Annotated in this window: 26 protein-coding genes; 20 read left to right on the forward strand and 6 right to left on the reverse strand. The window is 64.6% G+C overall.

The genetic code is table 11. The features are described 5' to 3' along the window. Position 1: 1 nt before the first annotated feature. Complete coding sequence (locus CQ012_RS14190) at positions 2 to 1,504, reverse strand: CoA-acylating methylmalonate-semialdehyde dehydrogenase (RefSeq protein ID WP_105662524.1); 1,503 nt, start codon at positions 1,502 to 1,504, stop codon at positions 2 to 4. Positions 1,505 to 1,615: 111 nt separating this feature from the next. On the opposite strand from CQ012_RS14190, the gene CQ012_RS14195 reads away from it, so the two are divergent. Together CQ012_RS14195 and CQ012_RS14200 are read left to right on the forward strand one after the other, a co-directional pair. Beyond that, the gene (locus CQ012_RS14195; protein ID WP_105662525.1) at positions 1,616 to 3,142 is read left to right on the forward strand and encodes a PucR family transcriptional regulator; all 1,527 of its coding nucleotides are present in this window, start codon (positions 1,616 to 1,618) and stop codon (positions 3,140 to 3,142) included. 61 nt (positions 3,143 to 3,203) lie between these two features. Next, positions 3,204 to 4,946, forward strand: coding sequence for an HNH endonuclease signature motif containing protein (locus CQ012_RS14200; RefSeq protein WP_105657048.1), 1,743 nt, complete (start codon positions 3,204 to 3,206; stop codon positions 4,944 to 4,946). Here CQ012_RS14200 and CQ012_RS14205 read toward each other — a convergent pair. The 4 genes from CQ012_RS14205 to CQ012_RS14220 all read right to left on the reverse strand — a co-directional run bounded on the left by CQ012_RS14205 (position 4,943) and on the right by CQ012_RS14220 (position 10,003). Beyond that, positions 4,943 to 6,865, reverse strand: a complete 1,923-nt coding sequence (locus CQ012_RS14205; protein ID WP_353615989.1) for an acyl-CoA dehydrogenase family protein — start codon at positions 6,863 to 6,865, stop codon at positions 4,943 to 4,945. The genes CQ012_RS14200 and CQ012_RS14205 overlap by 4 nt on opposite strands. A gap of 79 nt (positions 6,866 to 6,944) precedes the next feature. Beyond that, positions 6,945 to 8,003: an ImmA/IrrE family metallo-endopeptidase gene (locus tag CQ012_RS14210; protein WP_105657046.1), complete on the reverse strand. Its 1,059-nt coding sequence runs from the start codon at positions 8,001 to 8,003 to the stop codon at positions 6,945 to 6,947. A gap of 156 nt (positions 8,004 to 8,159) precedes the next feature. Then, a complete protein-coding gene (locus CQ012_RS14215) occupies positions 8,160 to 9,539 on the reverse strand; it encodes an aspartate aminotransferase family protein (RefSeq protein ID WP_105657045.1) in 1,380 nt (459 codons plus the stop codon). Further along, a complete protein-coding gene (locus CQ012_RS14220; protein ID WP_105657044.1) occupies positions 9,536 to 10,003 on the reverse strand; it encodes an Lrp/AsnC family transcriptional regulator in 468 nt (155 codons plus the stop codon). The genes CQ012_RS14215 and CQ012_RS14220 overlap by 4 nt, the downstream gene beginning before the upstream one ends. A 210-nt stretch (positions 10,004 to 10,213) precedes the next feature. On the opposite strand from CQ012_RS14220, the gene CQ012_RS14225 reads away from it, so the two are divergent. The 9 genes from CQ012_RS14225 to rpsN all read left to right on the forward strand — a co-directional run bounded on the left by CQ012_RS14225 (position 10,214) and on the right by rpsN (position 16,370). After that, positions 10,214 to 11,437 carry an ABC transporter substrate-binding protein gene (locus tag CQ012_RS14225; protein ID WP_105657043.1) on the forward strand — a complete coding sequence of 408 codons (1,224 nt, stop codon included), beginning with the start codon at positions 10,214 to 10,216 and terminating at the stop codon, positions 11,435 to 11,437. 15 nt (positions 11,438 to 11,452) lie between these two features. Next, positions 11,453 to 11,614 (forward strand): hypothetical protein, encoded by a 162-nt coding sequence (locus tag CQ012_RS17665; RefSeq protein ID WP_181148813.1) that lies wholly within the window; start codon positions 11,453 to 11,455, stop codon positions 11,612 to 11,614. Further along, complete coding sequence (locus CQ012_RS14230; protein WP_105657042.1) at positions 11,611 to 12,744, forward strand: ABC transporter ATP-binding protein; 1,134 nt, start codon at positions 11,611 to 11,613, stop codon at positions 12,742 to 12,744. Before CQ012_RS17665 ends, CQ012_RS14230 begins: the two co-directional genes overlap by 4 nt. Next, positions 12,741 to 13,664, forward strand: a complete 924-nt coding sequence (locus CQ012_RS14235; protein WP_105657041.1) for an ABC transporter permease — start codon at positions 12,741 to 12,743, stop codon at positions 13,662 to 13,664. Before CQ012_RS14230 ends, CQ012_RS14235 begins: the two co-directional genes overlap by 4 nt. Before the next feature lies 1 nt (position 13,665). Next, a complete protein-coding gene (locus CQ012_RS14240; RefSeq protein ID WP_105657040.1) occupies positions 13,666 to 14,463 on the forward strand; it encodes an ABC transporter permease in 798 nt (265 codons plus the stop codon). A 360-nt stretch (positions 14,464 to 14,823) separates the two neighbouring features. Continuing rightward, positions 14,824 to 15,324 carry a MarR family winged helix-turn-helix transcriptional regulator gene (locus CQ012_RS14245; protein ID WP_105657039.1) on the forward strand — a complete coding sequence of 167 codons (501 nt, stop codon included), beginning with the start codon at positions 14,824 to 14,826 and terminating at the stop codon, positions 15,322 to 15,324. Between the two features lie 327 nt (positions 15,325 to 15,651). Then, positions 15,652 to 15,888, forward strand: a complete 237-nt coding sequence (rpmB, locus tag CQ012_RS14250) for a 50S ribosomal protein L28 (protein WP_013349911.1) — start codon at positions 15,652 to 15,654, stop codon at positions 15,886 to 15,888. A gap of 2 nt (positions 15,889 to 15,890) precedes the next feature. Then, positions 15,891 to 16,061 carry a 50S ribosomal protein L33 gene (gene rpmG / locus CQ012_RS14255; protein ID WP_013349910.1) on the forward strand — a complete coding sequence of 57 codons (171 nt, stop codon included), beginning with the start codon at positions 15,891 to 15,893 and terminating at the stop codon, positions 16,059 to 16,061. Between the two features lie 3 nt (positions 16,062 to 16,064). After that, positions 16,065 to 16,370, forward strand: a complete 306-nt coding sequence (rpsN, locus tag CQ012_RS14260; protein WP_013349909.1) for a 30S ribosomal protein S14 — start codon at positions 16,065 to 16,067, stop codon at positions 16,368 to 16,370. A gap of 60 nt (positions 16,371 to 16,430) precedes the next feature. Here the strand turns inward: rpsN and CQ012_RS17670 are convergent, their stop codons facing one another. After that, entirely contained in the window at positions 16,431 to 17,012 is a 582-nt protein-coding gene (locus tag CQ012_RS17670; RefSeq protein ID WP_166650710.1) for a DnaJ family domain-containing protein, read from the reverse strand. A 219-nt stretch (positions 17,013 to 17,231) separates the two neighbouring features. Here CQ012_RS17670 and CQ012_RS14270 point away from each other — a divergent pair, with 219 nt between their 5' ends. The 9 genes from CQ012_RS14270 (at position 17,232) to CQ012_RS14310 (ending at position 25,245) form a co-directional block, all read left to right on the forward strand. Beyond that, on the forward strand, positions 17,232 to 18,200 hold the full coding sequence (locus CQ012_RS14270) for an SDR family NAD(P)-dependent oxidoreductase (protein ID WP_105657037.1): 969 nt from the start codon (positions 17,232 to 17,234) through the stop codon (positions 18,198 to 18,200). A 174-nt stretch (positions 18,201 to 18,374) separates the two neighbouring features. Continuing rightward, positions 18,375 to 18,659: an HU family DNA-binding protein gene (locus CQ012_RS14275; RefSeq protein WP_013349906.1), complete on the forward strand. Its 285-nt coding sequence runs from the start codon at positions 18,375 to 18,377 to the stop codon at positions 18,657 to 18,659. 275 nt (positions 18,660 to 18,934) lie between these two features. Further along, positions 18,935 to 19,219: an HU family DNA-binding protein gene (locus CQ012_RS14280; protein WP_013349906.1), complete on the forward strand. Its 285-nt coding sequence runs from the start codon at positions 18,935 to 18,937 to the stop codon at positions 19,217 to 19,219. A gap of 158 nt (positions 19,220 to 19,377) precedes the next feature. After that, entirely contained in the window at positions 19,378 to 19,986 is a 609-nt protein-coding gene (locus tag CQ012_RS14285) for a hypothetical protein (RefSeq protein WP_146112975.1), read from the forward strand. Positions 19,987 to 20,029: 43 nt separating this feature from the next. Continuing rightward, complete coding sequence (locus tag CQ012_RS14290) at positions 20,030 to 20,620, forward strand: copper resistance CopC family protein (RefSeq protein ID WP_105657035.1); 591 nt, start codon at positions 20,030 to 20,032, stop codon at positions 20,618 to 20,620. A gap of 76 nt (positions 20,621 to 20,696) precedes the next feature. After that, positions 20,697 to 21,233 (forward strand): copper chaperone PCu(A)C, encoded by a 537-nt coding sequence (locus CQ012_RS14295; RefSeq protein WP_105657034.1) that lies wholly within the window; start codon positions 20,697 to 20,699, stop codon positions 21,231 to 21,233. Then, a complete protein-coding gene (locus CQ012_RS14300; protein WP_181148812.1) occupies positions 21,220 to 22,368 on the forward strand; it encodes a Dyp-type peroxidase in 1,149 nt (382 codons plus the stop codon). The genes CQ012_RS14295 and CQ012_RS14300 overlap by 14 nt, the downstream gene beginning before the upstream one ends. Before the next feature lie 65 nt (positions 22,369 to 22,433). Then, a complete protein-coding gene (locus CQ012_RS14305; RefSeq protein WP_105657032.1) occupies positions 22,434 to 24,488 on the forward strand; it encodes a bifunctional copper resistance protein CopD/cytochrome c oxidase assembly protein in 2,055 nt (684 codons plus the stop codon). After that, the gene (locus tag CQ012_RS14310; RefSeq protein ID WP_105657031.1) at positions 24,481 to 25,245 is read left to right on the forward strand and encodes a hypothetical protein; all 765 of its coding nucleotides are present in this window, start codon (positions 24,481 to 24,483) and stop codon (positions 25,243 to 25,245) included. Before CQ012_RS14305 ends, CQ012_RS14310 begins: the two co-directional genes overlap by 8 nt. Positions 25,246 to 25,380: the final 135 nt, after the last annotated feature.

Genomic DNA, 25,380 nt, shown 5'->3' on the forward strand with positions numbered 1-25,380 from the left:
ATCAGTCATTCTGCGGGAAGCCGAGGTTGATGCCGCCATGGCTGGGATCCAGCCAGCGCTTGGTGATCACCTTGTTGCGGGTGAAGAACTTGAAGCCCTCCGGGCCGTAGGCGTGCTGGTCGCCGAACAGCGAGGCCTTCCAGCCGCCGAAGGAGTGGTAGCCCACCGGTACCGGGATCGGCACGTTGACCCCGACCATGCCCACCTGGATCTCGTCCTCGAAGCGGCGGGCCGCGCCGCCGTCGTTGGTGAAGATCGCGGTGCCATTGCCGTACGGCGAGGAGTTGATCAGCTCGATGCCCTCGTTGAAGCTCTCCACGCGCACCACCGAGAGCACCGGACCGAAGATTTCCTCGGTGTAGATGGACATGTCCGTGCCCACGCGGTCGAACATCGTCGGGTGCAGGAAGAAGCCCTCGCCATCGGCGTCCACGGTGCCGGTGCGGCCATCGAGCACCAGGTCCGCGCCGGCGGAGATGCCGGCCTCGATGTATCCGGCCACCTTCGCCTTGTGCTCGCCGGTGATCAGCGGGCCCATGTCGCAGCCGCGGGTGCCATCGCCCACGCGCAGCGTCTTGGCACGTTCGGCGATCTTGGCCACCAGCTCATCGGCAATGGTGTCGATCGCGACGACCACGGAGATCGCCATGCAGCGCTCGCCGGCCGCGCCGAAGCCTGCGTTGACCGCCATGTCGGCGGCCAGGTCCAGGTCGGCATCCGGAAGCACCAGCATGTGGTTCTTCGCGCCGCCAAAGGCCTGCACCCGCTTGTTGTGCGCGGTGCCGGTGGAGTAGACGTACTGCGCGATCGGGGTGGAACCCACGAAGGACACGGAGTTCACGCGCGGATCGGTCAGCAGGGTGTCCACCGCCTCCTTGTCGCCGTGCACCACGTTCAGCACGCCCTCGGGCAGGCCGGCCTCGGTGAACAGCTCGGCCAGCCAGTTGGCGGCCGACGGGTCCTTCTCCGATGGCTTGAGCACCACCGCGTTGCCGGCGGCGATCGCTACCGGGAAGAACCACAGCGGCACCATGGCCGGGAAGTTGAAGGGGGAGATGATGGCCGAGACGCCGACCGGCTGGCGCATAGACTGCACGTCGATCCCGGTGGAGGCGTTCTGCGAGAACTCGCCCTTGAGCAGGTAGGGGGCGTTGCAGCACAGCTCGACGACTTCCAGGCCGCGGGCCACTTCGCCCAGCGCGTCGTCCAGCACCTTGCCGTGCTCGGCGGTGATGATCGCGGCCAGCTCGCCCTTGCGCTCGGCCAGCAGCTGGCGGAAGTTGAACATGATCGCGGTGCGGCGGGCCAGCGAGGTGTCGCGCCACTTCGGGAAAGCCTCGGCGGCTGCGGCGATCGCATGCTCGGTGGTCGCCTTGGAGGCCAGCGCAACCTGGCGGGTGACCTCGCCGGTGGCAGGGTTGTAGATCTTGCCGGTGCGGTCGTCGGCGGAGTAATTGGCGTTGTTGATCCAGTGCTGCAGGGTGCCGGTCAGCGTTGCGGTCATCGTATCGGCCTTTCGAAGTTGGGTGCCTGCCTTCATCATGGGTCATGGATGTGAGGGACGACACCATCACTGTGTCATGATTTAAGCACTAGTGCTGACGGAGTGTAAAAAATGCTGACGGTAGACGAGGTACTGCACCTGCCGGTGGTCCAAGCCGCCGACCCCCAGGTGCTCTGCGGAACAGGGATGGACGCGCCGCTTCGCTGGGTGCACGTGACCGAATCCACCGAGAACATCGACCTGCTGCTGGGCCGCGAGCTGATCCTCACGACCCTGCGCAACGTGAGCGACGTGCGCGCCTTCATCACCGCGCTGCGCGAGGCCGGGGCCGTCGGGGTCATCATCGAGGACCTTTCCGGCGCACCGCTGGACGTCGCCGACCTCGGCCTGCCGGTCATCGCCCTGCGCACCACCACCCGCTTCGTGTCCATCACCGAGGTCATCCACCAGAAACTCGTCGCCGAGCAGCTCGAGGCCGTCCAGTTCTCCCGCACGGTGCACGAAATCTACACCGGGCTCTCGCTGACCGAGGCCGACGAAGCGCAGATCGTGGACCGCACCGCGCAGCTGCTCTCGGCCCCCGTGGTCCTGGAAGATGTCCGCCACCACGTGCTCGCCCAGTCCGGCGCGCAACTGGAACACTGGATCACCCGTTCGCGCTTCGTCGGGTTTCTGGAGCACACTGGACGCGCCACCGGCACCGAGAACTGGCTGCAGACCCCGGTCGGCGCGGTCCGCAGCCGCTGGGGGCGGCTGATCGTCCCGGCCGTCCTGGAGGACGACGACCGCGCGGCCCTGGTGCTGGAACGGGCCGGCCAGGCGCTGACCATCGCCCGCCTGTCCGGGCGCGACCAGCGCGAGCTGCTCTACCAGGTGCGCACCTCCACGCTGCACGAACTGCAGGCCGGGCACAGCTACAGCGACAAGGACATCGCCATCCGCACCCAGGCCCTGGGCCTGGCCGCCGCCCCCTACTATGTCCCGGTGGTCATCTCCCTGGCCGGTTCCGGCACGCCGACCGAAACCCAGCTGGCCGACCGCGCCCTGCTCGAAGTGCTCGACCAGCTGGCCGACACCCTGCACCTGGGCATCCTGGCAGGCTCGCTCAAGCCCGGGTACCTGGGGCTGATTCTGCCGCTGCGCGCCCGCGAGCTGCTGGACTCCACCCTGCAGGGCTTCACTCGCCGGCTGGCCGAGCAGCTCACCGCGCCGGTGGCCATCGGCGTGGGGCCCGAAGGCACCCTGGCCACCAGCATCGCCGGGCTGGAGGAAGCCGCGCAGGTCGCGCAGATCGTCCCGCACCTGCCCACCCGCGCCCAGCCCTACTACCGCTTCGCCGACCTGCGCCTGCGCGGGGTGCTCTCGGCCATGGGCAGCGACCCGAAGCTGCGCACCTTCGCGCTGGCCGAGCTCTCCGGCCTGCTCAACCCGCTCGACCTGGCCGCCCTTGACCTGCTCGATCTCTACCTGGCCCACGGCGGGAACAAAACCGCGCTGGCCAAGGCCGGCTACCTCTCGCGGCCCACCCTCTACTCCCGGCTGGCCAAGCTCGAAGCCAAGCTCGGGGTGCAGCTGGACTCCGCCGAATCCCGCGCCTCGCTGCAGGTGGCGCTGCTCTGGTACCGCATGCACGGCTGAGCTATCCACACTTGGCTCCCGGTGAGAAAACCCCGCAGGACGCCGCAGGCATCATGGGGGCATGAGCACAGAGCAGGCACAGGCGCTAAAGGACCTGGCCGACGCGGAAGAACTCATCGCATCGGCCACCGCGGTCCTTGCCGGCGGGCCATTGAGCCCCGGCCACGCGGCCTGCTTTGCGCAGCTTGCTGACAAGCTCGCCCGCCGCCAGAGCCGCACCCAGCTGCACGCCGCCCATGCGCTGCGCCGCACCGGTGCCCACAAGCTCGACCAGGAATCCTTCCAGGCCGTCACCGAGGCAGGCGAGCACCCGAGCCTCGCCGCATTCCAGGCGGCCGCCGGGCGCACCACCACTGCCCGCACGCATTTCAAGAACACGGCCGGGCTGCTGCACGGCTGGCTGGACATCCCGCGCAGCACGGTCCGCGACCGGCTGGCCCTGGTGGATTGCTTGCTGGGCGGTGTCGACGAGGCAGGGCAACCGCTGCCCGCCTGGTTGCCGGAACTGGCCGGGCAATTCGCCGACCCCGACGTGGATCCCCGGCTGGTGTCCTCGGCCGCGCTGAAACTGCATTCGGCCCGCAAGGACTTCGGCGAAGGCCAGGCCGGGCAGGCCAAGAAGGACCAGCTGCAAGCCGAATCGGCCGCCTTCATCCGCAGCGAACCCAAGGCCGCCCGCAGGCACATCAACGCACTGGTGGCGCAGGTGAAGTCCGGCCAGCGCCCGTTGCAGGCCCTGCTGGATGGGATCGGGATCTTCAAGAAGGGCATGCGCCAGGGCCTGGTCGAATACGTCCTGCGCGTCCTGCCCGCCCATGCGGCGATGATCGAAGCGTATTTCAACGCGCTGGACAACCCGGCCACCGTGGCCGGGAACCGCGAAGCCCTGGCGCACGCCGAGGCGCAGTTCACCGGTGCCCAGGGCAGCGGCTGGGATGACGAGGAATCGATGCCCGACTGGGCCAAAGACGGGGAACCTGCCGGATCGGCACCCGAGGGATCCGCCGAACCTGAAGAACCCGAAGAACCTGACAAACCTGACAAACCTGACGAACCTGGAGAACCCGAGGAACCTGACGAACCCGAAGAACCTGAAGAGCCCGAGGAACCTGCCGGCCCGGCCGCCACCCAGTTCGAGGAGCTCAAGCCAGAACGACGCCGGCTCGTAGGATTCCTGGCCTTGTTGATGACCGACCGCAACCAGAGCGGTTCGCCAGGGAAACAACCCGGGTTGGCGGTACCGCAGGTGAGCATCATCCTGGATTACGAGAAGATGAGACGCGACGGCAAGGAATTCGCGGTCACTTCCACCGGGATCCAGCTATCCCCGGGCGAAACCAGAGCGGCATTGTGCACGGCCGGAATCTATCCGCTGGTGCTGAACGGCCAGAGCCTGCCCCTGGATCTGGGCCGCACCCAGCGGCTGTATAGCAAGGCGCAGGGCCGCGCCATCCGGGCGGCCTATCGAGGGTGCCTGTATCCGGGATGCAGCATGCCCGCCGAACGATGCGAACTGGATCATCTCGACGCGTGGGAAAAGGGCGGCAACACGGACATCGAGTCCGCGGCCTTGGGATGCATGATCCACCATATCGGCAGGCATTGCGGGTTGTTCCACGCGGTGAAGATCCCTGGATGCCGGCCGATGGCCCTGCTGTCCAAGGAACTCGACCCGCAGCAGAAACTCCGGGTGAACACCTACTGGATGACCCCGCAGGAAGCCCTGGCGGCCGATGCCCTCGCCGAGCGCATGACCGCGAAGTGGCGTGCCGGGGAACTGGACATCGAGATCGTGGAGCCCTAGGCATCCTCCGGGTAGGGCCACCGCACGTCTTTGCGAACTCCATCGGACCACTGGGCGATCCACTCTCCGGTGCCTTCGGAGACATCGCGGACCCCTGCCTCCAGCCACTGGAACTTCCCGTCCAGCAGGTCCGCGGCGATCCGTCCATCGGTACGGGTGGTGTTTTTCCAGAGCCTGCCGAAATGCTCCTCGCAGCGTTGCGCGGCCTGTTCGCAGAAGGCCAGGGCAAGATCCTGCGCCGAGTTGCGCTGGCCAGCCGGGGACTGCGGCAGCGCAGTGGTCTTGGCGATCACCGCGGACATGGCGAACAGCTCCGCGCCGATATCCACGATATGGCCCAGGAAGACCTGCTGCTTTTCCAGGCCGGCCTGCCAGCGCGCCATCCCGGCGAACGTCTGGCGTGCCAGCCGCCGCGAGGTCCGCTCCACATAGCGCAGGTGCTTGGCCAATGGGCCGTGCTCGGCATAGGAGTTCGGAAGCGAGCCTGCGCCCATCGCAAGCTTGGGCAGCCACCGGGCATAGAACCCCGAGGCATCCACCGCCGCTCGGGCCTTGTCCTGGATGCTCGACCCGGCACGCGCCAGGTCCCCGGCCGCCTGCAGGTGCGCATCCACGGCCTCGCGGGCAATCAGCAGGTGCATGATTTCGGTGGAGCCTTCGAAGATGCGGTTGATCCGCAGGTCGCGCAGCATCTGTTCGACCGGCACCGCCCGCTCGCCGCGCGCTGCCTGCGACTGCGCGGTCTCGAATCCGCGCCCGCCGCGGATCTGCAGCAGCTCATCGGCGATCGTGCAGGCAGCCTCCGAAGCCCAGAGCTTGGCCAGGGCCGCCTCGATGCGAATATCCTTCATGCCGGCATCGGCCAGCCGGGCGGACACCTCGAACACCGCTTCCAGCGCATAGCTGCTGGCCGCGATGCAGGCGAGCTTGCCGGCGACGGCTTGGTGCTTGCCGACCGGGTGGCCCCACTGCACGCGGGCCGCGGACCATTCACGGGCGATCTTCGTGGACCATTTGCCGGCCCCGGCGCACATGGCCGGGATGGACAAGCGCCCGGTGTTCAGGGTGCTCAGCGCGATCTTCAGCCCCGAGCCTTCCTTGCCCAGGCGGTTGGCCGCCGGCACGCGCACCGAGCGGAACCGGGTCACCCCGTTCTCGATTCCGCGCAGGCCCATGAACTGGTTGCGGTTCTCGACGGTGATGCCCGCGGTATCGGCCTCGACGATGAAGGCGGTGATTCCGCCGCGACCTGCAGGCTCTTGGCCGAGGGCCTCATGCGGCTGCACCGCGGCCATCACCACGAGCAGCTCGGCGACCACCCCGTTGGTGGTCCACAGCTTCGCGCCATCCAGGATGTAGTGGCTGCCGTCGTGACTGAGCCGGGCTTCGGTGCCCAACCGTGCAGGGTCGGAACCGACATCGTTCTCGGTGAGCAGGAAGGCGCTGATGGCTCCTGCCGCGCAGCGCGGCAGGTACTCGCGTTTTTGCTCCTCGGTGCCGAAGGCCTTCACCGGCTCGGGGACGCCGATGGACTGGTGGGCCGAGAGCAGCGCGCCGATGGCCGGGGAAACCACGCCGACGCGCATCAGCGCCCGGCCGTAGTCCAGCAGGCTCAGCCCCAGTCCGCCGTATTCGACCGGGATCTTCATGCCGAAGGCGCCGATGCGGCGAAGCTGGGCAATATATTCGCCGGGGATGCGCGCCTGGGCTTCGATGCGCTCCGGGTCGATGCCATCGAGGACCGCTTCGAGCTGCGGCAGGAATTCCTGTCCGCGTTCTGGATGCAGGGCGCTGGGCAATGGTTCGATCAGGGAGAAGTCCACGGCCCCCATGTACAGGCCCTTGGCGAAGCTGGGCCGGTCGAACTGCTCGCGGGACTCCTCGGCGACTTGCCTGGATTTGTCGGCGTTGATTTGCATGGCGATCCCCTTTGGCTCGGCGATCGGCCGCGGCGCCATCGCCTGGTGGCACCAGCGTAGCTGCCAAACCCCGGGGTTGCTAGAGCGCGTGCAGGTGGCCGCGGGTCGCCTGGCCGGCGTCGTGCAGGTTCTCTCCTTCGAGCAGCACGAACGCCTGCCCGAAGGTCAGCTCATGGATCTGCGATGCGGTTTGCCCTAATTCGCGGGCGATCCGTGCGGTGCTGGCCCGATGGTCGCGCTGCAGGGAGGGGAAGACCAGGGAGAAGACCCGGGAGACCAGCTGCTGGTGCTCCTGGGCCGGTTCCAGCGCCAGCTCCTGGGACAACCACTGGTAGGCGCCTTCGCCCAGCAAGCCGCGGGCACGCGAATGCGCGAGGATCACCTGGGCCGGTGCACCGAACTGCTCTTCGAGTGCCAGCAGCTGCGGGATCTGCAGGGAATCGGAGACCCGAACCTGCAGGGACAGGGAGGGCAGGAGCAAGCGTGCCGCGAATTCGTCGGCTTCGCGTTCCGCGGCGGCCACCTGCTCGCGGTTCTCGCCCAGCGAGGAGTGCATCAGCAGATGCCCCAGCTCGTGGGCCATCGCCAGGCGCTGTGCATTGCGGCTGCCGGCGGCCAGGAAGATGAAGGCCTGCCCGTCTTCCCAGAAGCTGAAGGTCTTGACCGCTTCGAGCGAGGCCGGCAGGCTCAGCACCCGCACCCCGCGGGCTTCGAGCAGATGCAGCAGATCGGGCAACGCGCCGCATCCCAGATCCCATTCGGTGCGCAGATGCGCGGCGGCATCTTCCGGGGTGAAGCCGCACAGCTCGGGGATCCCGGTGTGCGGGAGCCGGAAGTTCCGCGTGATCAGGTTGTAGAGTTCCACGCCGTTGCGGCCCAGCGCGGCCGCGGCGACTTTCTGCGCGGTGCTGGTGCGGCGCGGGGAGCGGAAGAAGATCCGCTCGGTGTCGATGCCCTGGGCCGCGGGAAGCCGGAAGAACTGCGGCGCGCAGCCCAGCGCATCGGCCAGCGCAAGGGAAAGATCCTCGGGAGCATGGGCGAGTTCGCGCTCGCAAATACCCAGCGAGGCGGCCAAGGCGGACCGGCTCAGCGCTGCACGTTCGCGTGCCAACCTGATTCTGGTCGGTTCCAAAGTCATGAGGTTCCTGCAATCTTCCAAAAGGCGATCTTGATCGTCTAATGACCTCAGACTAGTGGCCTATGCCACAAAGCACCAATTGCGTGCAGCTTCGTGAAGTAACACGCTCTGACTTGCGAAAAGGCTCGCAGGCGATGCCTGCGAGCCTTCGTGGCGCTAGATCTTGCTGGCCGCTTCCTTCAGCACGGTGCGCAGGATGGATTCGATCTGGTCGAACTCCGGCTGCCCGATCGTGATGGGCGGAGCCAGCTGGATGACCGGGTCGCCGCGATCGTCGGCGCGGCAATACAGTCCCGCCTCCCACAGGGCCGGGGAGAGGTACCCGCGCAGCAGGCGTTCGGACTCCGCGTCGCTGAAGGTCTCCTTGGTCGCCTTGTCCTTGACCAGCTCGATCCCGTAGAAGTAGCCGGCGCCGCGCACATCGCCAACGATGTCCAGATCGGTGAGCTTGGACAGCGTGGATTTGAACGCGTCGGCATTGTTCTTGACGTTCTCGTTCAATCCTTCCCGCTCGAAGATGTCCAGGTTCGCCATCGCCACCGCGGCTGCCACCGGATGCCCGCCAAAGGTGTAGCCGTGGTAGAAGGTGGTATCGCCCTTGGTGAAAGGCTCGAACAGCTTGTCGGAAACGACCATCACGCCCAGCGGGACATAGCCACTGGTCAGCGCCTTTGCCGAGGTGATGATGTCCGGGACGTAGCCGAAGTCGTTGCAGGCGAACATCGAGCCGATGCGGCCGAACGCGCAGATGGTTTCGTCGGAAACCAGCAGCACGTCGTATTCGTCGCAGATCTCGCGGACCCGGTCGAAGTACCCCGGTGGTGGCGGGAAGCAGCCGCCGGAGTTCTGCACCGGTTCCAGGAAGACCGCCGCCACGGTGTCGGCGCCTTCGAATTCGATGGCTTCGCGGATGCGCTCCGCGGCCCACAGCCCGAAGTCCTTCTCGTTGTCCGCGAACATCTGCGGTGCGCGGTAGAAGTTGGTGTTCGGCACGCGGAAGGTGCCGGGGACCAAAGGCTCGAACGGGGTCTTCATATCCGGCAGCGAGGTGATGGCCAAGGCTCCCTGAGGGGTGCCGTGGTAGGCCAGGGCGCGCGAAATGACCTTGGTTTTGCCCGGCTTGCCCTTCATCTTGAAATGCTGCTTGGCCAGCTTGAAGGCGGATTCGACCGCCTCGCCGCCGCCGGTGGTGAAGAAGACGCGGTTCAAGTCGCCCGGTGCATAGCTGGCCAGGCGCTCAGCCAGGTCGATCGCCGGTTCGTGGGCGTAGGACCACAGCGGCATGAAGGCCAGCTTCTCGGCCTGCTTGGCCATGGCTTCGGCCAATTCGGCGCGCCCGTGCCCCGCGTTGACCACGAACAGCCCGGCCAAGCCGTCGATGTATTCGCGCCCGGCATCGTCGTAGATCTTGTGCCCCTCGCCGCGCGAGATGATCGGAACGTGCGCGCCGTTGGAAATTCCGGAGTGCCGGGCCATGTGCATCCAAAGGTGATCGCGAGCGGCTTGCTGGCGATCGGTACCACGTGGTGTGTTCATCGTGTTCCCCAGTTGTATTCCTGTTTTTTGAGTGAAAGGTAGGTGTACGTATTGGTGCTGACCACGCCTTCGAGCCCGCGGATCGTTCCGATCACGCGCAGCAGGTCCTCATCGTTCGAGCAGATGACCTCCGCGAGTATGTCCGAGCTGCCGGCAGTGACCACGCAGTAGTCGACTTCCGGAAGTTCGGCGATCCGGTCGGCGGTGCCGCTGATGTCGCTGGCGGCGACGACGCCGATCATGGCCTGGCGGGTGAAGCCCAACTCCAGCGGGTTGGTGACTGCGACGATTTGCACGACGCGGCTCTCGACCAGCTTCTGCACGCGCTGGCGCACAGCCGCTTCGCTCAGGCCCACTGCCTTGCCGATGGCGGCATAGGAGCGCCGGCCATCTTCCTGCAGCTGCTCGATGATCTCCTTGGAAATTTCATCAATGGCCTGTGCCGTATGCGAGGGCAGCGTCATATCGACCTCCTAGGTCTAAGGGACTTTCCACAGACCCTACCGTCACTGATTCAGTTGCGAAAGGGGTATTTTTGAAAGTTTTCAGTTTTCGTAACGTAATTTTTACAAGGAAACTTGCGTTCGGGTCTTGTTGGACCTGTGCATTGCTGGCAGGATGAACGACAACACTTTCATGTGTGGCCGATCACATTCGTCGTTAGGATTCCAGCCATGTCGCACTCGCAACGCCGACTTCCGCAAGACCCCCAAGTCCGCGCACTGGTCCAGGCCATGAGCCAGCGCAGCTACTCCCGCCGCAGCGTGCTTTCCGCGGCCGGCGCATTGGGCCTGACCGGGCTGCTCGCAGCCTGCGGCACCGGAGGAAGCAGCACCAAAGCCGCACCGTCGATCGAGGACATTTCCGCAAATGACCCCACCGTGAACTGGGCCAACTGGACCCTGTACCTGGATTACGACGACGAGAAGAAGACCTACCCGACACTGGATGCGTTCACCAAGCAGACCGGCATCAAGGTGAACTACCGCGAGGATATCGACGGCAACGACACCTACTACGGCAAGGTGCAGGGCCAGCTCAAGGCAGGCCAGGACATCGGCCAGGACATCATCACGATGACCGACTGGATGGCCGGCCGCATGATCCGCCAGGGCTACGCCCAGGAGCTGGACCTGGCGAACATCCCCAACTCGGCCAACCTGCTGCCCAATCTGAAGGACGTGGACTTCGACCCGGGACGCAAGCACTCGCTGACCTGGCAGTCCGGCTACGCCGGCATCGCCTGGAATAAGAAGGCATTCCCCAAGGGCCTGAAATCCGTCGAGGACCTCTGGGATCCAAAGCTCAAGGGCCGTATCACCGTGCTCGATGAAATGCGCGACACCATCGGCCTGCTGATGCTGCACAACGGCGTGGACATCGCCGGCCAATGGGGCGAAAGCGAATTCGGCGCCGCCGCCGACGTGCTGCGCGAGAACATCGGAAATGGCCAGATCCGCCAGGTCAAGGGCAACTCCTACAAGGAGGACTTCGTCTCGGGCGATGCGATCGCCGGCATCGTCTGGTCCGGCGATATCGTGCAGATGAACTTCGAGAACGATGACCAGTGGGAGTTCGTGATCCCCGAGGCCGGCGGCACCCTGTGGAGCGACAACCTGATGGTCCCGGTGGCCTCGCCACGCAAGGCCAACTCCGAGAAGCTCATGGACTTCTACTACGACCCGGCCGTGGCCGCGCAGGTCGCAGCCTACGTGAACTTCATCTGCCCGGTGGTCGGCGCCCAGGAAGAAATGGAAAAGATCGACCCGGACCTGGTCGGCAACCCGCTGATCTTCCCGACCGATGAGGATCTGGCCAAGGCGCATGTCTTCCGCTCGCTGGAAGCGGATGAAGAGACCGCGTTGAACTCTGAATTCCAGAGTGCAATCGGCGCCTAGAAAGCGGGGAACACCATGACTCGCCAACGAGCCATCAACTGCCAGCGCCTGTCCAAAGGCCGCGGTCCGGGCCCGGCCCGCGCCAGGGACGTCGTCAACCGGGCAACCTCCGCACGTGCTGTACCGGCAGCAGAAACCGATTTCCACAACCAGTTCCAGGAAGTGATAGGGGCATGACAACCTTGGCAACGCGTACCGAAACCACTGCCACCGGCGCGGATCTGCACCTCTCGGGCATCACCAAGCGCTTTTCCAGCTTCGTGGCGGTCAAGGACCTGGATTTGGTGGTCCCTTCGGGCACCTTCTTCGCCCTGCTCGGACCCTCCGGTTGCGGCAAGTCGACCACCCTGCGCATGATCGCGGGCCTTGAGGCCCCCAGCGAGGGCAGCATCTCGATCGGCGGCCAGGACGTCACCGCGCTGGCCAGCCACCAGCGTCCGGTGAACACCGTGTTCCAGTCCTATGCGCTGTTCCCGCACATGAGCGTGCTGGAAAACGTGGCCTTCGGGCTCAAGCGCAAGAAGGACAAGCAGGCGATGGAGAAAGCCAGGGCCGGGCTGGACCTGGTGGAGCTCGGGCACCTTGCCAATCGCAAGCCGATCCAGCTCTCCGGCGGGCAGCAGCAGCGCGTGGCCCTGGCCCGGGCGCTGGTCAATCGCCCGCAGGTGCTGCTGCTCGATGAGCCCCTCGGGGCACTGGACATGAAGCTGCGCCGCCAAATGCAGCTGGAGCTGAAGAACATCCAGACCGAAGTCGGCCTGACCTTCATCCACGTCACCCACGACCAGGAAGAGGCCATGACCATGGCCGACGTGGTCGCGGTGATGAACGGCGGACGGATCGAGCAGATGGGCCCGCCGCGCGAACTCTACGAACTGCCCAAGACCGCGTTCGTCGCGAACTTCCTGGGCAAGTCGAACCTGATGCGCGGCACGGTCAGCGGCAATGACGCCGGCATGCTCAGCGTCATGGTCAACGGCCAAGCCATCTTGCTGCCGGCCGACCGCGCCGTGCAGGCTTCAGGGGAGGTGGTCGTCGGGGTGCGCCCGGAGAAGATCACGATCTCGCGCGAGGGCTATGCGGGGGAGAACCGCTTGTCCGGCACCGTGGTCGACGTGTCCTTCACCGGCACCACCACCGAGTACCTGGTCGAGGTGGACGGGATCGGCACGCTCGGGACCTTCACGCAGAATCGCGGCCAGCAGCCGGCTGCCGAAGGCGACACCGTGTACCTGTCCTGGGAGGCGCAGCATTCCTTCGGCCTGGCCGGTGCCGAGCACGAGGATGCCGGAGTTGACCAGCCATGACGGTCATGACCAAGAAGGGCATCGTCGACCTGCGCAGCCCCGAGGAGATCCGGGCGGAGCGGCGCAAGGGCCGCACCGGCGTCTACCTGATCGCCCCGGGCATGCTGGTGCTCGCCCTGTTCTTCGCGCTTCCGGTGGTTGTCCTGCTGGCAATGAGCCTGTACGTGAAACCCGAGGGCGGGGAAATCGGCGAATTCGTGCCGGGTTTCGAAATCGGCAACTACGCCACGGTGCTCGCCGCCTACTGGCCCGAGCTGCTGCGCTCCTTCGGGTTCGCGCTGATCGCCACCGTCCTGGCCTTGCTCATCGGCTTCCCGATGGCCTACCTGGTGGCAGTCCGCTTGCGCGAGAAGACGCTGCTGCAGGGCATCTTGCTGGTGCTGCTGATCGCCCCGTTCTTCTCCAGCTTCATTCTGCGCACCCAGGCCTGGAAGCAGATACTGGCCGACGAGGGGTTCATCGCCCAAACGCTGAAATTCCTGGCGATCCTGCCAGCCGACGGGCACCTGACCGCCACGCCGTTCGCGGTCGTCGCGGGCCTGACCTATAACTTCCTGCCGTTCATGGTGCTGCCGATCTACGCTAACCTGGGCCGGCTGGACACACGCCTGCTCGAGGCCTCGGGGGATCTCTATGCCAGCCCGATGACCTCCTTCTTCAAGGTGACGCTGCCGATGAGCGCCCCCGGCGTCTTCGCCGGCACCCTGCTGACGTTCATCCCGGCCGCCGGCGACTACGTGAACGCGGCCCTGCTGGGCAATAACCGCAATACTACGATGATCGGCCAGATCATCGATTCCAGATTCTTCAAGGTCATCGATTACCCGGGCGCCTCGGCGTTGAGCTTCGTGCTGATGGTCTCGATCCTGGTCCTGGTCACGATCTATATCCGCCGCTTCGGGACCAAGGAGCTGATGTAGCATGAAGCAGAAAATCGGACGCTGGTTCATCCCCGCTGTCGGCGGGCTGGCTTTCATCTACCTCCTGGTCCCGATCGCGTACATCTTCGTGTTCTCCTTCAACGATGCCGGCCGCACCAACCTGGACTGGCGCGGCTTCACCCTGGAGAACTGGCAGAACCCCTGCGGCGCTCCGGCGGTCTGCGAATCGCTGGCGCACTCGCTGCAGGTCGGCACGGTGGCCACGATTGCCGCCACCGCCTTGGGCACGCTGATCGCCATCGGCCTGGTCCGCTACAAGTTCCGGTTCCGCAAGCTCACCGATGTGCTGATCATTTTGCCGTTGGCTACTCCGGAGGTCGTGCTCGGCGCTTCTCTGCTGGCACAGTTCCTGAACCTCGGTTGGGAACTGGGCTACGCCACCATCGTGATCGCCCACATTGTGTTCTGCATGTCCTTCGTGATCGTCACCGTCAGGGCTCGTGTCTCCTCGCTGGATCCGCGATTGGAAGAAGCGGCCGCCGATCTCTACGCCTCGCCGCGGGCGGCCTTCTGGAAGGTGACGTTCCCGCTGCTGCTGCCAGGCATTGTGGCCGCCGCGCTGTTGTCCTTCGCGATGAGTTTTGATGATTTCATCATCACGAATTTCAACTCCGGCACCTTCCAGACCTTCCCGAAGTTCATCTATGTGGCAGCTACCCGCGGCATCCCGGCCCAGGCGAATGTCATTGGTTCGGCGATGTTCATCCTTGCCCTGCTCGTGGTGGTCATCGGACAGGTGATCAGCTACCGGAAGAAGAAACAGCTGGAGAATTCCTAGGTTCCAAAGGCCCGCGCTCTTCAGCGCGGGCCTTTGGCTTGCCAGCTGGTCAAAAAGCAGGGATCGTCACTAGCGTGAGCGGTACCCAGCTCGCTCCTTGCACCCTCTGGGACCTGCACGTTGTTGGACTGGCGCTAGGCCTCCGGCCGCTTGCTGCTCTTGCGGTGATTTGCAGGACCATTGCCTGCAGGATGCAGCCGCGCCCAAAGGCCATTAGGGTGGCTGGCGGAACGAAATATTGGCAGAGAGCCGAAATGCGGGCATCTGACATATAGTAAATACTTAGCTTTACAATATATGGTCTACAGGTTGATACCTTGCTGGCCTGTAGGTGCAGGTCTATGAACGATTGGAAACTTCATGAGCGATAAGCCAGTTTGGCTCTCCGGGCCTGAACGCGACGCCTGGCTTGGACTGCATGCTGTCATGACTTTGCTTCCGGCGGCCTTGGATTCCGATCTGCAGGGCCTGGAAGGCATCACGCTTTTCGACTACCACATGCTCGCCATGCTCTCCGAGGCCAAGGACCATCAGCTAACCATGACGACGCTGGCTTCGCACACCAGTGCTTCGCTTTCGCGACTGTCGCATGTGGTCAAGAAGCTGGAGAAGCGCGGCTGGGTTACCCGCGAGCAGTCCGCAGAAGATGCCCGTGTGAAAATCGCCTCATTAACGCAGGCCGGATGGGAAGCCGTGCAGCAGATGGCGCCTCACCACGTTGCCTCGGTGCGCGGACTTCTCTTCGATACCCTTGATGACAAGGACGTTAACGATCTCACGCGGATCGCACGCAAAATTACAACTTCGCTTGATGCGGATCATTGGATCCTGAATTCGGAAAACCTCGATTTGGAACACTGAGGAATTCTCGATAAGCTAATCAGGCGTTAATCGCGTGTGTTGTTATGCCGTCTAACAGCAGAACAACTGCGCGTTGCCCGTAATACCGAATATCGTGGCCGACTGAGTACGGGGAAATTGCTCGACCGGTTGCGAAGTTCACCGACTTACATACTTTAAGGCTCTTCGGTTGGTTCTCACCCAGCCTGGTTACCTTCCTAGTGTGCAGTATTAACGGTGTTTCACTGGTTGGCGGGACTCATAACGCAGAAGCGGTGTCGATATTTTGGTATGGGCACTGTGCGCGAGTACCGCCGAATTTTACTACTAACTAACTGAGGAGTGATCATGGCAGCTGTTTGCCAGGTAACCGGTACTACTCCGGCCTTCGGACATAGCATCTCCCACTCGCACCGTCGCAACAAGCGTCGTTTCGATCCGAACATCCAGAAGAAGACCTACTACGTGCCTTCCCTGCGCCGTAAGGTGACCCTGACCCTGTCGGTCAAGGGCATCAAGGTCATCGATGCTCGCGGTATCGACGCTGTAATTGCTGACCTGATTGCGAAGGGTGTGAAGCTCTAAAAATGGCAAAGAAGGATAAGGACGTACGTCCGATCATCAAGCTGAAGTCCACCGCTGGAACCGGTTTCACTTACGTAACCCGTAAGAACCGTCGTAACAACCCTGACCGCATGGTCATGAAGAAGTACGACCCAGTCGTCCGTAAGCACGTTGAATTCCGAGAGGAGCGCTAAGACATGGCCAAGAAGTCCAAGATCGCAAAGAACGAACAGCGCAAGGTCATTGTCGAGCGTTACGCTGCAAAGCGTCTCGAATTGAAGAAGACCCTGGTTGATCCAAACGCAACCGACGAAGCTCGCGAAGCTGCACGCGTAGGCCTGCAGAAGCTTCCACGCGATGCTTCCCCGATTCGCGTTCGCAACCGCGACGCAATCGACGGTCGCCCACGCGGCACCTTCCAGAAGTTCGGTATCTCCCGTGTTCGCTTCCGCGACATGGCGCACCGTGGTGAGCTTCCGGGCATCACCAAGTCTTCCTGGTAAGACCTGCAAGTCTTTTGACTTAGCAAGCCGCCTTCCCTTTCGGGAAGGCGGCTTCGCCTTTTAACGCCGCCACCACCGGCGTTTCACCGGTGCTTTCTCTGCCACCGGTGCAGGTTCTGCCGCCCGGCGTTCCTGCCAACCAAGCACCTCTGCGGTGGAATCGCGCAAAGCGGTGATCACCGGCGGGCCGCCAAGCAGCTGCCGCCGCGCCTCGATAATGCGGGCATTGAAATCCTCGATATGCTCACGCACGGCCCGCTCGGAGGGCAAGCGGTCCAAGGTCTGCTCCATCTGCTCATCTTCCACCCGCAAGGTCAGCGCTGGTGGGCCCAGCCCGGTAAGCTGCTCGCGGCGCATCATGGACTTCAGCCACCAGTCGGGATCGTCATTGCTGGTGATATGGTCGATCTTCTGGCCCGAGAGGGCAAGATTGTCGAAGTCCCCGCGGGCGAAAGCCTCATCGAGCACGGAGTTGGCCACTTCCCATGCCTCGTCCTCGGCATGCAGCTGCAGCGGCGTCTTCTGCTTCTCGACGGGAGCCATCCCGGTGGCCTGCGCATACTCGTCCACCGGCAACGGCTCGCTGTCCTGCTTCATCTTGTACCGGGCCGCATTCAGTGCGGCATCCTCGCTGTGCTCCATCTTCCAATGATCCCACCGTGCGCCTGAGCCCGGCAACGGCACTGGGACTTTCCGAAGCAATTGATGGGGGAGCTGGGAAGATAAAATCATTCCCTTCGGGTTCGGGCGCCTCGCCAAGGATTCAGTGCCCAGCAAGCGGCTGCGAGGTGGCTGGAGATCGCTATAAGCGGCCATGTCCCACCCGCAATCGAGCATTATCCCTGTAGTAGCGTGTATTCCATGAAGCCAGCGACGCGCTATCCGAGACCCGCAACTGACATCTACGCGAACCGGCAGCGGTGGGCGCCGCTGGGCCAAGGCAAGACCGTTGTGGTGACCGGCGCGAATAGCGGCCTTGGCTTCTTCGCGAGCCTCGGCTTGGCGCGAGCCGGTGCGCAAGTCATCCTGGCCTGCCGCAACCAGAGCCGTGCGGAGCATGCCATGGAGCAGATCCGGCTGCGCGTACCGGCGGCTAGCGTGGAATTCATGCAGTTCGACTCCTCGCGCATGGAATCCGCAATGGGACTGGCAGCTGAACTGCGCAATCGGCCATTGGATGCGCTGATCGCCAATGCAGGGGTCATCCGGGCGCCGCAGAGCCGCGTCGAGGGCCTGCTGGGCCATGAGCTGACCATGAGCACGAATTTCATCGGGCATGCGCGGCTAGTCGGCGAGCTGGCCGAACGCTTCGCCCAGCCGCTGCGGTTCATCGGGCTGGGATCGATGTCCACCCGGATGCTGGCTACCGATCCGCAAAACCTGGCCTTGACCCGCGACTACCATCCATACCGTGCCTATGCGCAGTCCAAGGCGGCAGTGCAAGCCTTCACCTTGGCCCTGGACCACCGGCTGCGCCAGCTGGAACTGCCGGCTCGCGCGCTGGCCATCCACCCGGGGTATTCGCTTTCCGGGCTGACCCCGCAGGTGCCCAACATCAACGAACCGGACTTTGCCAAGCGGCTGATTGGCCAATTGCAGTCCAGTTTCGCGCAGGGCAAACATGAAGGTGCGGTGGCATTGGTCGAAGCGGCATTGGCGCCGGAACTCGAAGACGCGCCCCGAGGCAGCTATTTGGGGCCGAAATACCTCACGAAGGGTCCAACGGCACTGGCCAGCCCGGCGAAAGCGACCCGCGGCAAGGAGCTGCAAAGCAAAGCCTGGGAACTTTTCGTGGAGGCAAACGAAGGCCTCGATCCGTTCGCGCTGTAGGTCCCGGGTGAACTTTCACACCCTTGATTTGGCGAAAATTCAGCAGAATCCGCAAGATGATGCACTTTTTGTCGCTTTCAGCTGGTAAGTTCAACTCTTGATAAGTCCGTGCGACCGTGCGGCGTTCGGGGCCCGGAAGAGGGCTTTGGATCACTAGTCCAGGAGGACCATACATTGGCTATGAACCGTAGCGAACTTGTTGCTGCTGTTGCAGCGAAGACCGAAAACTCCCAGGTTGCCGTTAATGGTGTTCTGGATGCAGTCTTCGAGGTTTTCGTCGACCAGATTTCCAAGGGTGAGAAGGTGTCGATCCCAGGTTGGTTGGCTGTAGAGCGCACCGATCGTGCAGCTCGCACCGGCCGCAACCCACAGACCGGTGAAGCAATCCAGATTCCTGCTGGCCACTCGGTCAAGCTGACCGCTGGGTCGAAGCTGAAGGCTGCTGTAGCCAAGAAGTAAGCTTCCGCTAGAGCTTTGCGCAAGGCCCGCTGTCCGTTCCCGGATTGGCGGGCCTTGCGGCGTTAAGGAACGTTGCAAAAGCCTTCATTGAACCCAAAAATGCTGCCGTTGAGCCAAGAAATCTGCAATTAGTTGAAAAAATCCCGGTTTTCCGCCTGTTTTCCGCAGTTCTGGGGCGAAACGTTTGATATGTTCTCACTGGTAAGACCGTGCGACCGTGCGGCGTTCGGGGCCCGGAAGAGGGCTTTGGATCACTAGTCCAGGAGGACCATACATTGGCTATGAACCGTAGCGAACTTGTTGCTGCTGTTGCAGCGAAGACCGAAAACTCCCAGGTTGCCGTTAATGGTGTTCTGGATGCAGTCTTCGAGGTTTTCGTCGACCAGATTTCCAAGGGTGAGAAGGTGTCGATCCCAGGTTGGTTGGCTGTAGAGCGCACCGATCGTGCAGCTCGCACCGGCCGCAACCCACAGACCGGTGAAGCAATCCAGATTCCTGCTGGCCACTCGGTCAAGCTGACCGCTGGGTCGAAGCTGAAGGCTGCTGTAGCCAAGAAGTAAGCTTCCGCTAGAGCTTTGCGCAAGGCCCGACCCGCTCCGGAGAAATCCAGGAGGCAGGGTCGGGCCTTCTGCTTTATCGGAGCACCGTTTGAGGCGCTCTTCTACTTCGCGTAGAATCAGCTTCGATCGTAGAACTCCGCGAAGAATGGCTGCCCATCGTGTCACAGAAACCCGCAACCCGCGTTATCCGCGGCTGGTTGGCGGCAAGCGTGTGCACCTGGACAGCCTTTGCCGCGCACGCCCACAGTGCGCCTACAGCGCTATCGGTGGTGGCCATGGTGCTCATTACCTGCGTCTCTGCGGCTATCGGCGTCGTGCTGGTGGGCCGGAAGTTCTCCCTGTGGGCGACCAGCCTGGTCGTGCTGCTCAGCCAGGGGCTCTACCACCTGAGCTTGTCGGTGATGAGCCACCAGGGCGGCGACATTTCCGGTCTGGAACACGCGCACCATGCGGGGCGCAATCCAGCGCTGGCGCAGGACATCACCGCGCAGTACGCCAACGTGCATACCGAATCGATGCTCTACGCCCACGTGCTGGCCGCGATCGCCAGCGTACTGGTGCTCTACGGCGGTGAACGCCTGCTCAAGGCCATGGCCTGCTGGCTCACCCTTTCAACGGCCCGGCGGATCCTCTCGCGCATTCGCGTGCAGGTACCTGCTGCCCGGCCGCTTCGTGCCTACTTCCCCTTGCGTTTCCAACTCAAGCTGGCGCAATTGGGAAGACTGCCGGAGCGCCGCGGTCCGCCCTGCTTCATTCTTGCTGCCTGAGTAAAGAATTGAAGCGCCCCGCAAGGGGCTTGGAAGGAACATCATGAGCGTAGTAACCAAGAACATCACCCGACTAGTCGCAGTACTGGCATTCTCCTTGCTGGCTTTCGCCGGCTCGATCGGTGCCGCCAACGCGCACGACCAGTTGATCGGCTCTACCCCGGAGGCCGGGGCCACCATCCAGGAAGTGCCCGAGGACATCACCCTCGAATTCTCCGGCGTGCTCCAGAGCCTATCCGGCGTGGACTCCACGGTGGTCTCGCTGACCCTCGATGGGGAAAAGATCGACACCGAGGCCAAGACCAAGGGCACCAAGGTCACCGTCACCCCGGCCAAGGAGCTGGGCAACGGCGAGTACCAGCTGGCCTACCGCGTGGTCTCGTCTGACGGCCACCCGATCGAGAACAAGATCGGCTTCAGCGTCGACGCGCCACAGGCCGCCCCCACCCTGGTCAGCTCGAGCGCGCCAGCGGCGCCTAGCGACTCCGCAGGGTCCGCCGACCTGGATCCAGGCGCTAACCCGGTCCAGGACCTGGGCAGCTCGATGAGCCCGGTGGTCTGGGTCATCATCGGCGTAGTCATCCTTGGCGGCGCGCTGGGCGTGCTGGCCAAGTTCATGCGCCAGTCCAAGTAGCCCCCACCCTTCCGGTGCGCCCGAGGCCACCGCTGCCTTTGGCGCGCCTGCACACCGAACCCGAAAGCTTGAGAACATGAATTTCCGCAAAACCACTGCACTGGCCCTGGGCCTTGGACTGCTGCTCACCGGCTGCGCGCAGAGCGCCGACGGGCAGCAGCCCGCACCGGCCGCCGAACAGAAAACCGCCGGGCAAGCCGAAGCGCTGGCCACCAGCGAAACCTGGGCCAAGGCCGCCGAGTCGGGCATGAGCGCGGCCTTCGGCATCCTGCACAATAATTCTGGCACCCCGATTGCGCTGCGCAAGATCAGCAATGCCCAGGGCGATCAGATCCAGATCCACGAAATGCGCGGCACCGGCGACGGGATGACGATGGCGCAGCTCGAAGGGGATCTGGTGATCGAACCCGGCAAGGACGCGGTGCTGGCACCGGGCGGCCACCACCTGATGTTCATGGACCTGCAGGAATCGCTGGTGGCGGCCCAGACGGCGAGGCTGAAGCTGGAATTCGCCGACGGGTCGAGCACCGAGGTGGACTTCCCGATCCGCAACTTCGACGGGGCCAACGAAAGCTACGACGAGCATGCCGGGGATGCGCATGCCGGGCACTAGCGTCGACCGCCGGCTGCTGCTGGGCACCACCGCGGCCGCCGCGCTGGGCGGAATGCTCACCGGGTTCGGCACCGGAAAGCTGAGCGCTCCAGCCCCAGCGGCCACCGCCAACCCGCAGGGGTACCGCCCGTTCTACGGGAAGTACCAGTCGGGGATTCTCGACGGCCAGCAGGCCCACGCGGTCTTCGCCGGGTGGGATCTGCACTGGCGAGAGGGCTCCAAGAAGGAGCAGCTGCGCGCGGTGCTGCAGATGATCACCGATGATGCGGCCCGGCTGGCCAGTGGCCGCGGGGTGCTGGCCGACACCGAACCGGAAATGGCGCAGCCCGGAGGCGAGCTGACGCTGACCGTGGGGCTGGGCCAGAGCCTGCTGGATGTGGCCGGGCGCGGGCAGATCGGCACGCTGCCGCGCTTCGCCGGGGACCAGCTCGATGAGCAGTACGGGCAGTGCGATCTGCTGATCCAGTTCTGCGCGCAGGAGCAGACCGTGCTGCACCATGCGGTGCGGGCGGTGTCCAAGAACCTGCGCGGGCTGGGCGCCAGGCGCTTCGCCCAGACCGGGTTCATCAACCCCGGCGGGCGCGGGTTCCGCAACCTGTTCGGCCAGCTCGACGGGATCAACAACCCCGGCGGAGAACTGCGCGAGAGCGCGGTGTTCGGCCAGCCGGGTTGGATCGAGAACGGGACCACCCTGGCGCTGCGCAGGTTCGAGATGGACCTGGACGGCTGGGACGAGGTGGACGGCGCCGGACGGGACCATGCACTGGGCCGCCGGCAGTCCGACGGCGCGCCGCTGTCGGGCGCCAGCGTGGATGATCCGGTGGACCTGGCCGCGGCCAATGAGCTGGGGCTGCCGGCGATCGCGGCCAACGCCCACGTGGCGCTGGCCAAGCCGGCCAGCGCGGACGAAACCATGCACCGGCGGGGCTACAACTTCGACGGGGCGGCTTCCGGGTTGCTGTTCGCCAGCTACCAGCGCGACCCGGCCACCAGCTTCATCCCGGTGCAGCACCGGCTGGCGGCCGCAGATGCGCTGAACACCTGGCTGAAGCCGGTGGGATCGGGCCTGTACGCGATCCTTCCCGGGGTGCGCGAAGGCGGCTACCTGGGGGAGGCGTTGCTGGGCCAGGTGTGAGATGCGCCCAAAGCGGGCTGCCGCGCGGTGACCGGCCGGGCGAAAAATGAGATGATGAGAAGGTTATGGATACAGCACAGCGCACGGTTTCAGTCACCCGCTTCATCCTGCCCGGAATCCTCGCTGCGGCGGTGGCCTTCCTGGCGGCGGTGTTGTTCACCGGGATCGCCCGGCCGGCGGATTTGGCCGATCCCGGGGCTTTCGTGCGCTGGTCGCTGCCCATCTCCCGGGCCATCCACCATGCCTCGATGTCGCTGAGCATCGCCGCGCTGGTTTTCGGTGCGGCGATCATCCCGCGGGCCGCCAAGGTGACCGGCGATGCCGAAGGCCAAGCCCATCCGGCGTTCGCCCGCACGATGAATATCGCCGCCGGGGCCGCGGTGGTGTGGACCCTGTCCGCGGCCACCGTCATGCTGCTGACCTTCTGGGATTTGGCCGGCATCCCGATGAGCCTGGATCCGCAGTATTCGGCCGCGATCCTGGACTACATCCTGTCGATCACCAGCGGGCGGGCCTGGGCCTGGATGGTGGTGATCGCAGCGATCACCAGTTCGCTGGCCCTGGCCGCGCGCTCCAGGACCACGGTGGGGCTCAGCGCATTCTTCTCGCTGTTCGGCATCCTGCCGCTGGCCTTCATCGGCCACGCGGCCGGGGGAGACGACCACTTCGCCGCGGTGAACTCCATCGGCCTGCACCTGCTGGCCGTGGTGCTCTGGTTTGGCGGCATCATGGTGCTGGCCCTGCTCGCTCCGACGCTGGCCGGCGAAGCGCCGGGACGCAAACGCGGGCAGGTGCTGGCCGGGGTGGTGCTCAAGCGCTATTCCGCGCTGGCCACCTTCGCGGTGTTCCTGATGATCGGCTCGGGCCTGGCTTCGGCGGTGATCCGCATCACCGGCTGGGACCAGTGGCTGACCCCGTACGGCATCCTGGTGATCGTGAAGATCCTGATCACCCTGGGGCTGGGCGCACTGGGCCTGTGGCACCGGCGCATGGTGATCCCGCGGCTGCTGGAGGGCAAGTTCACGGCGCTGCGCGCGGCCTGGCAGGTCGTGGCCGGCGAGGTCATCCTGATGGCTGCGGTGATGTCGGTGGCGACCGTGCTGGCGCGCACCGCTCCGCCGACTTCCGATGAGCCTCCGGTGCAAGCGACCCCGGCCCGCCTGCTCACCGGCTACGATCTGCCGCCGGCCCCGGATACCGCCGCGTGGTTCACCACCTGGCGCATGGACTGGATCTGGGTGGCCGTGTGCCTGTTCGGCCTGGCCGTGTACCTGTGGGCCTTCATCAAGCTGGCCCGCCGCGGCGACAAGCCCAGCGTGCTGCGCCTGGCCAGCTGGATCGTGGGCCTTTTCGCGCTGTTCTACGTGACCAGCGGCGCGGTGGCCGTGTACGGCAAGATCCAGTTCTCCACCCACATGGTCGACCACATGTCGCTGACCATGATCGTGCCGATCTTCCTGGTCCTGGGCACCCCGGTCACGCTGCTGCTCAAGGTGCTGGGATCGCGCGTCGACGGCACCCGCGGCCCGCGCGAATGGATCCTCTACCTGGTGCACTCGCGCTACTCGAAGGTCATCACCCACCCGATTTTCGCTGCGGTGAACTTCGCCGGCTCGATCGTCGTCTTCTACTTCACCCCGTTGCTGGAACCGGCCATGCGCTACCACGCGGGCCACGAGCTGATGAACCTGCACTTCCTGCTCACCGGATACCTGTTCGCGCTGTCGCTGGTGGACGCCGACCCGGTCCCCAAGCGCTACCCGTACCCGATGCGCCTGGTGGTGCTGCTGGCCACCGTCGCCTTCCACGCTTTCTTCGGGGTGGCGCTGATGAGCACCGAAACCCTGCTGGCCCCGGACTACTTCGGGAACATGGGCCGCACCTGGGGCGGCACCGCACTGGAAGACCAGGTGGTGGGTGCCGGGGCGATGTGGGCGATCGGCGAAGTGCCGACCCTGGTCCTGGCCATTTTCGTGGTCATCTCGTGGCTGCGCCAGGACAAGAAGGACACCAAGCGCTACGACCGCCAGGCCGAGCGCGACAACGACGCCGAGCTGGCTGCCTACAACGAAATGTTCGCCCGCTTCAAGCAAGCCGACCGAAGGGACCCACGTGCCTAGCACCAAGAAAATCCTCGCCGCCTCCCTGGCGGTGTGCGCGCTGCTGGCCGCAAGCGCCTGCTCCGCGCAATCCGAAATGCCGCAGGACGAAACGCACAAGATCGCCGTGCAGGGCACCGCGACGCCCAGCGCATCGCAAGAGCCGCAAGAGCCTGCCCAGCCGGAAGAAATGACCACCGCGCAGGTGGCCACCACGGCCGGCGCAGTGATGGCCGCCGAGCTCGGCTTCCCCTCCAGCGCCAAGATCCAGGGCGAGGACCTCGAATCCCTGGCCACGCCGCCTACCGATACGCTCAAGGACCTGGTGGTCCTGCCGTCCCAATGCTCGGCTCCGATCGAGGACTTGAACTGGTCGCCGGTGCAGCTGGGCACCGAGGCGGCGCGCACCGACTTCACCAACGAGAACCAGTCGATCACCGGGTCGGTGGAGGTGGCCAAGCTCGGCGACGGGGCGGAGAAGGTGGCGGCGCACAATGCGAACGTGGCCACCATCCTGGAGGAATGCAAGAGCGTGAAGCTCAACGGGCTGGACTACCGCGAGACCCTGGCATTCTCCGATCCGGGCGTGCAGGATGCCGATTCGGCCCTGTACTACAGCCGTGATGGGCAGTATGCGCAGGATTCGCTGGTGCTGATCAAGAGCACCGGGGAGTATGCGGTGATGGTCTCCTTCCTCTCGGCGACCTCGCTGCAGGATGCCGCCTTCAACCAGGTGGCCACCGGCATCATGGACACCGTGCTCGCGCAGCTGCCCTAGCTTGCCGCCCCGGCAGGGAATAGAAGCCCTGGGCCTGCGGTTACACCAGCAGACCGTGAGCGAGTTTCACACTTTTCTCAATGTTGCTTAACACCGTTAGCCCCAGCGGGCCGCGGTGGCAGATAATTGAGGTTC

The organism is Arthrobacter sp. MYb214 (assembly GCF_002979865.1).
Lineage (GTDB): Bacteria > Actinomycetota > Actinomycetes > Actinomycetales > Micrococcaceae > Glutamicibacter.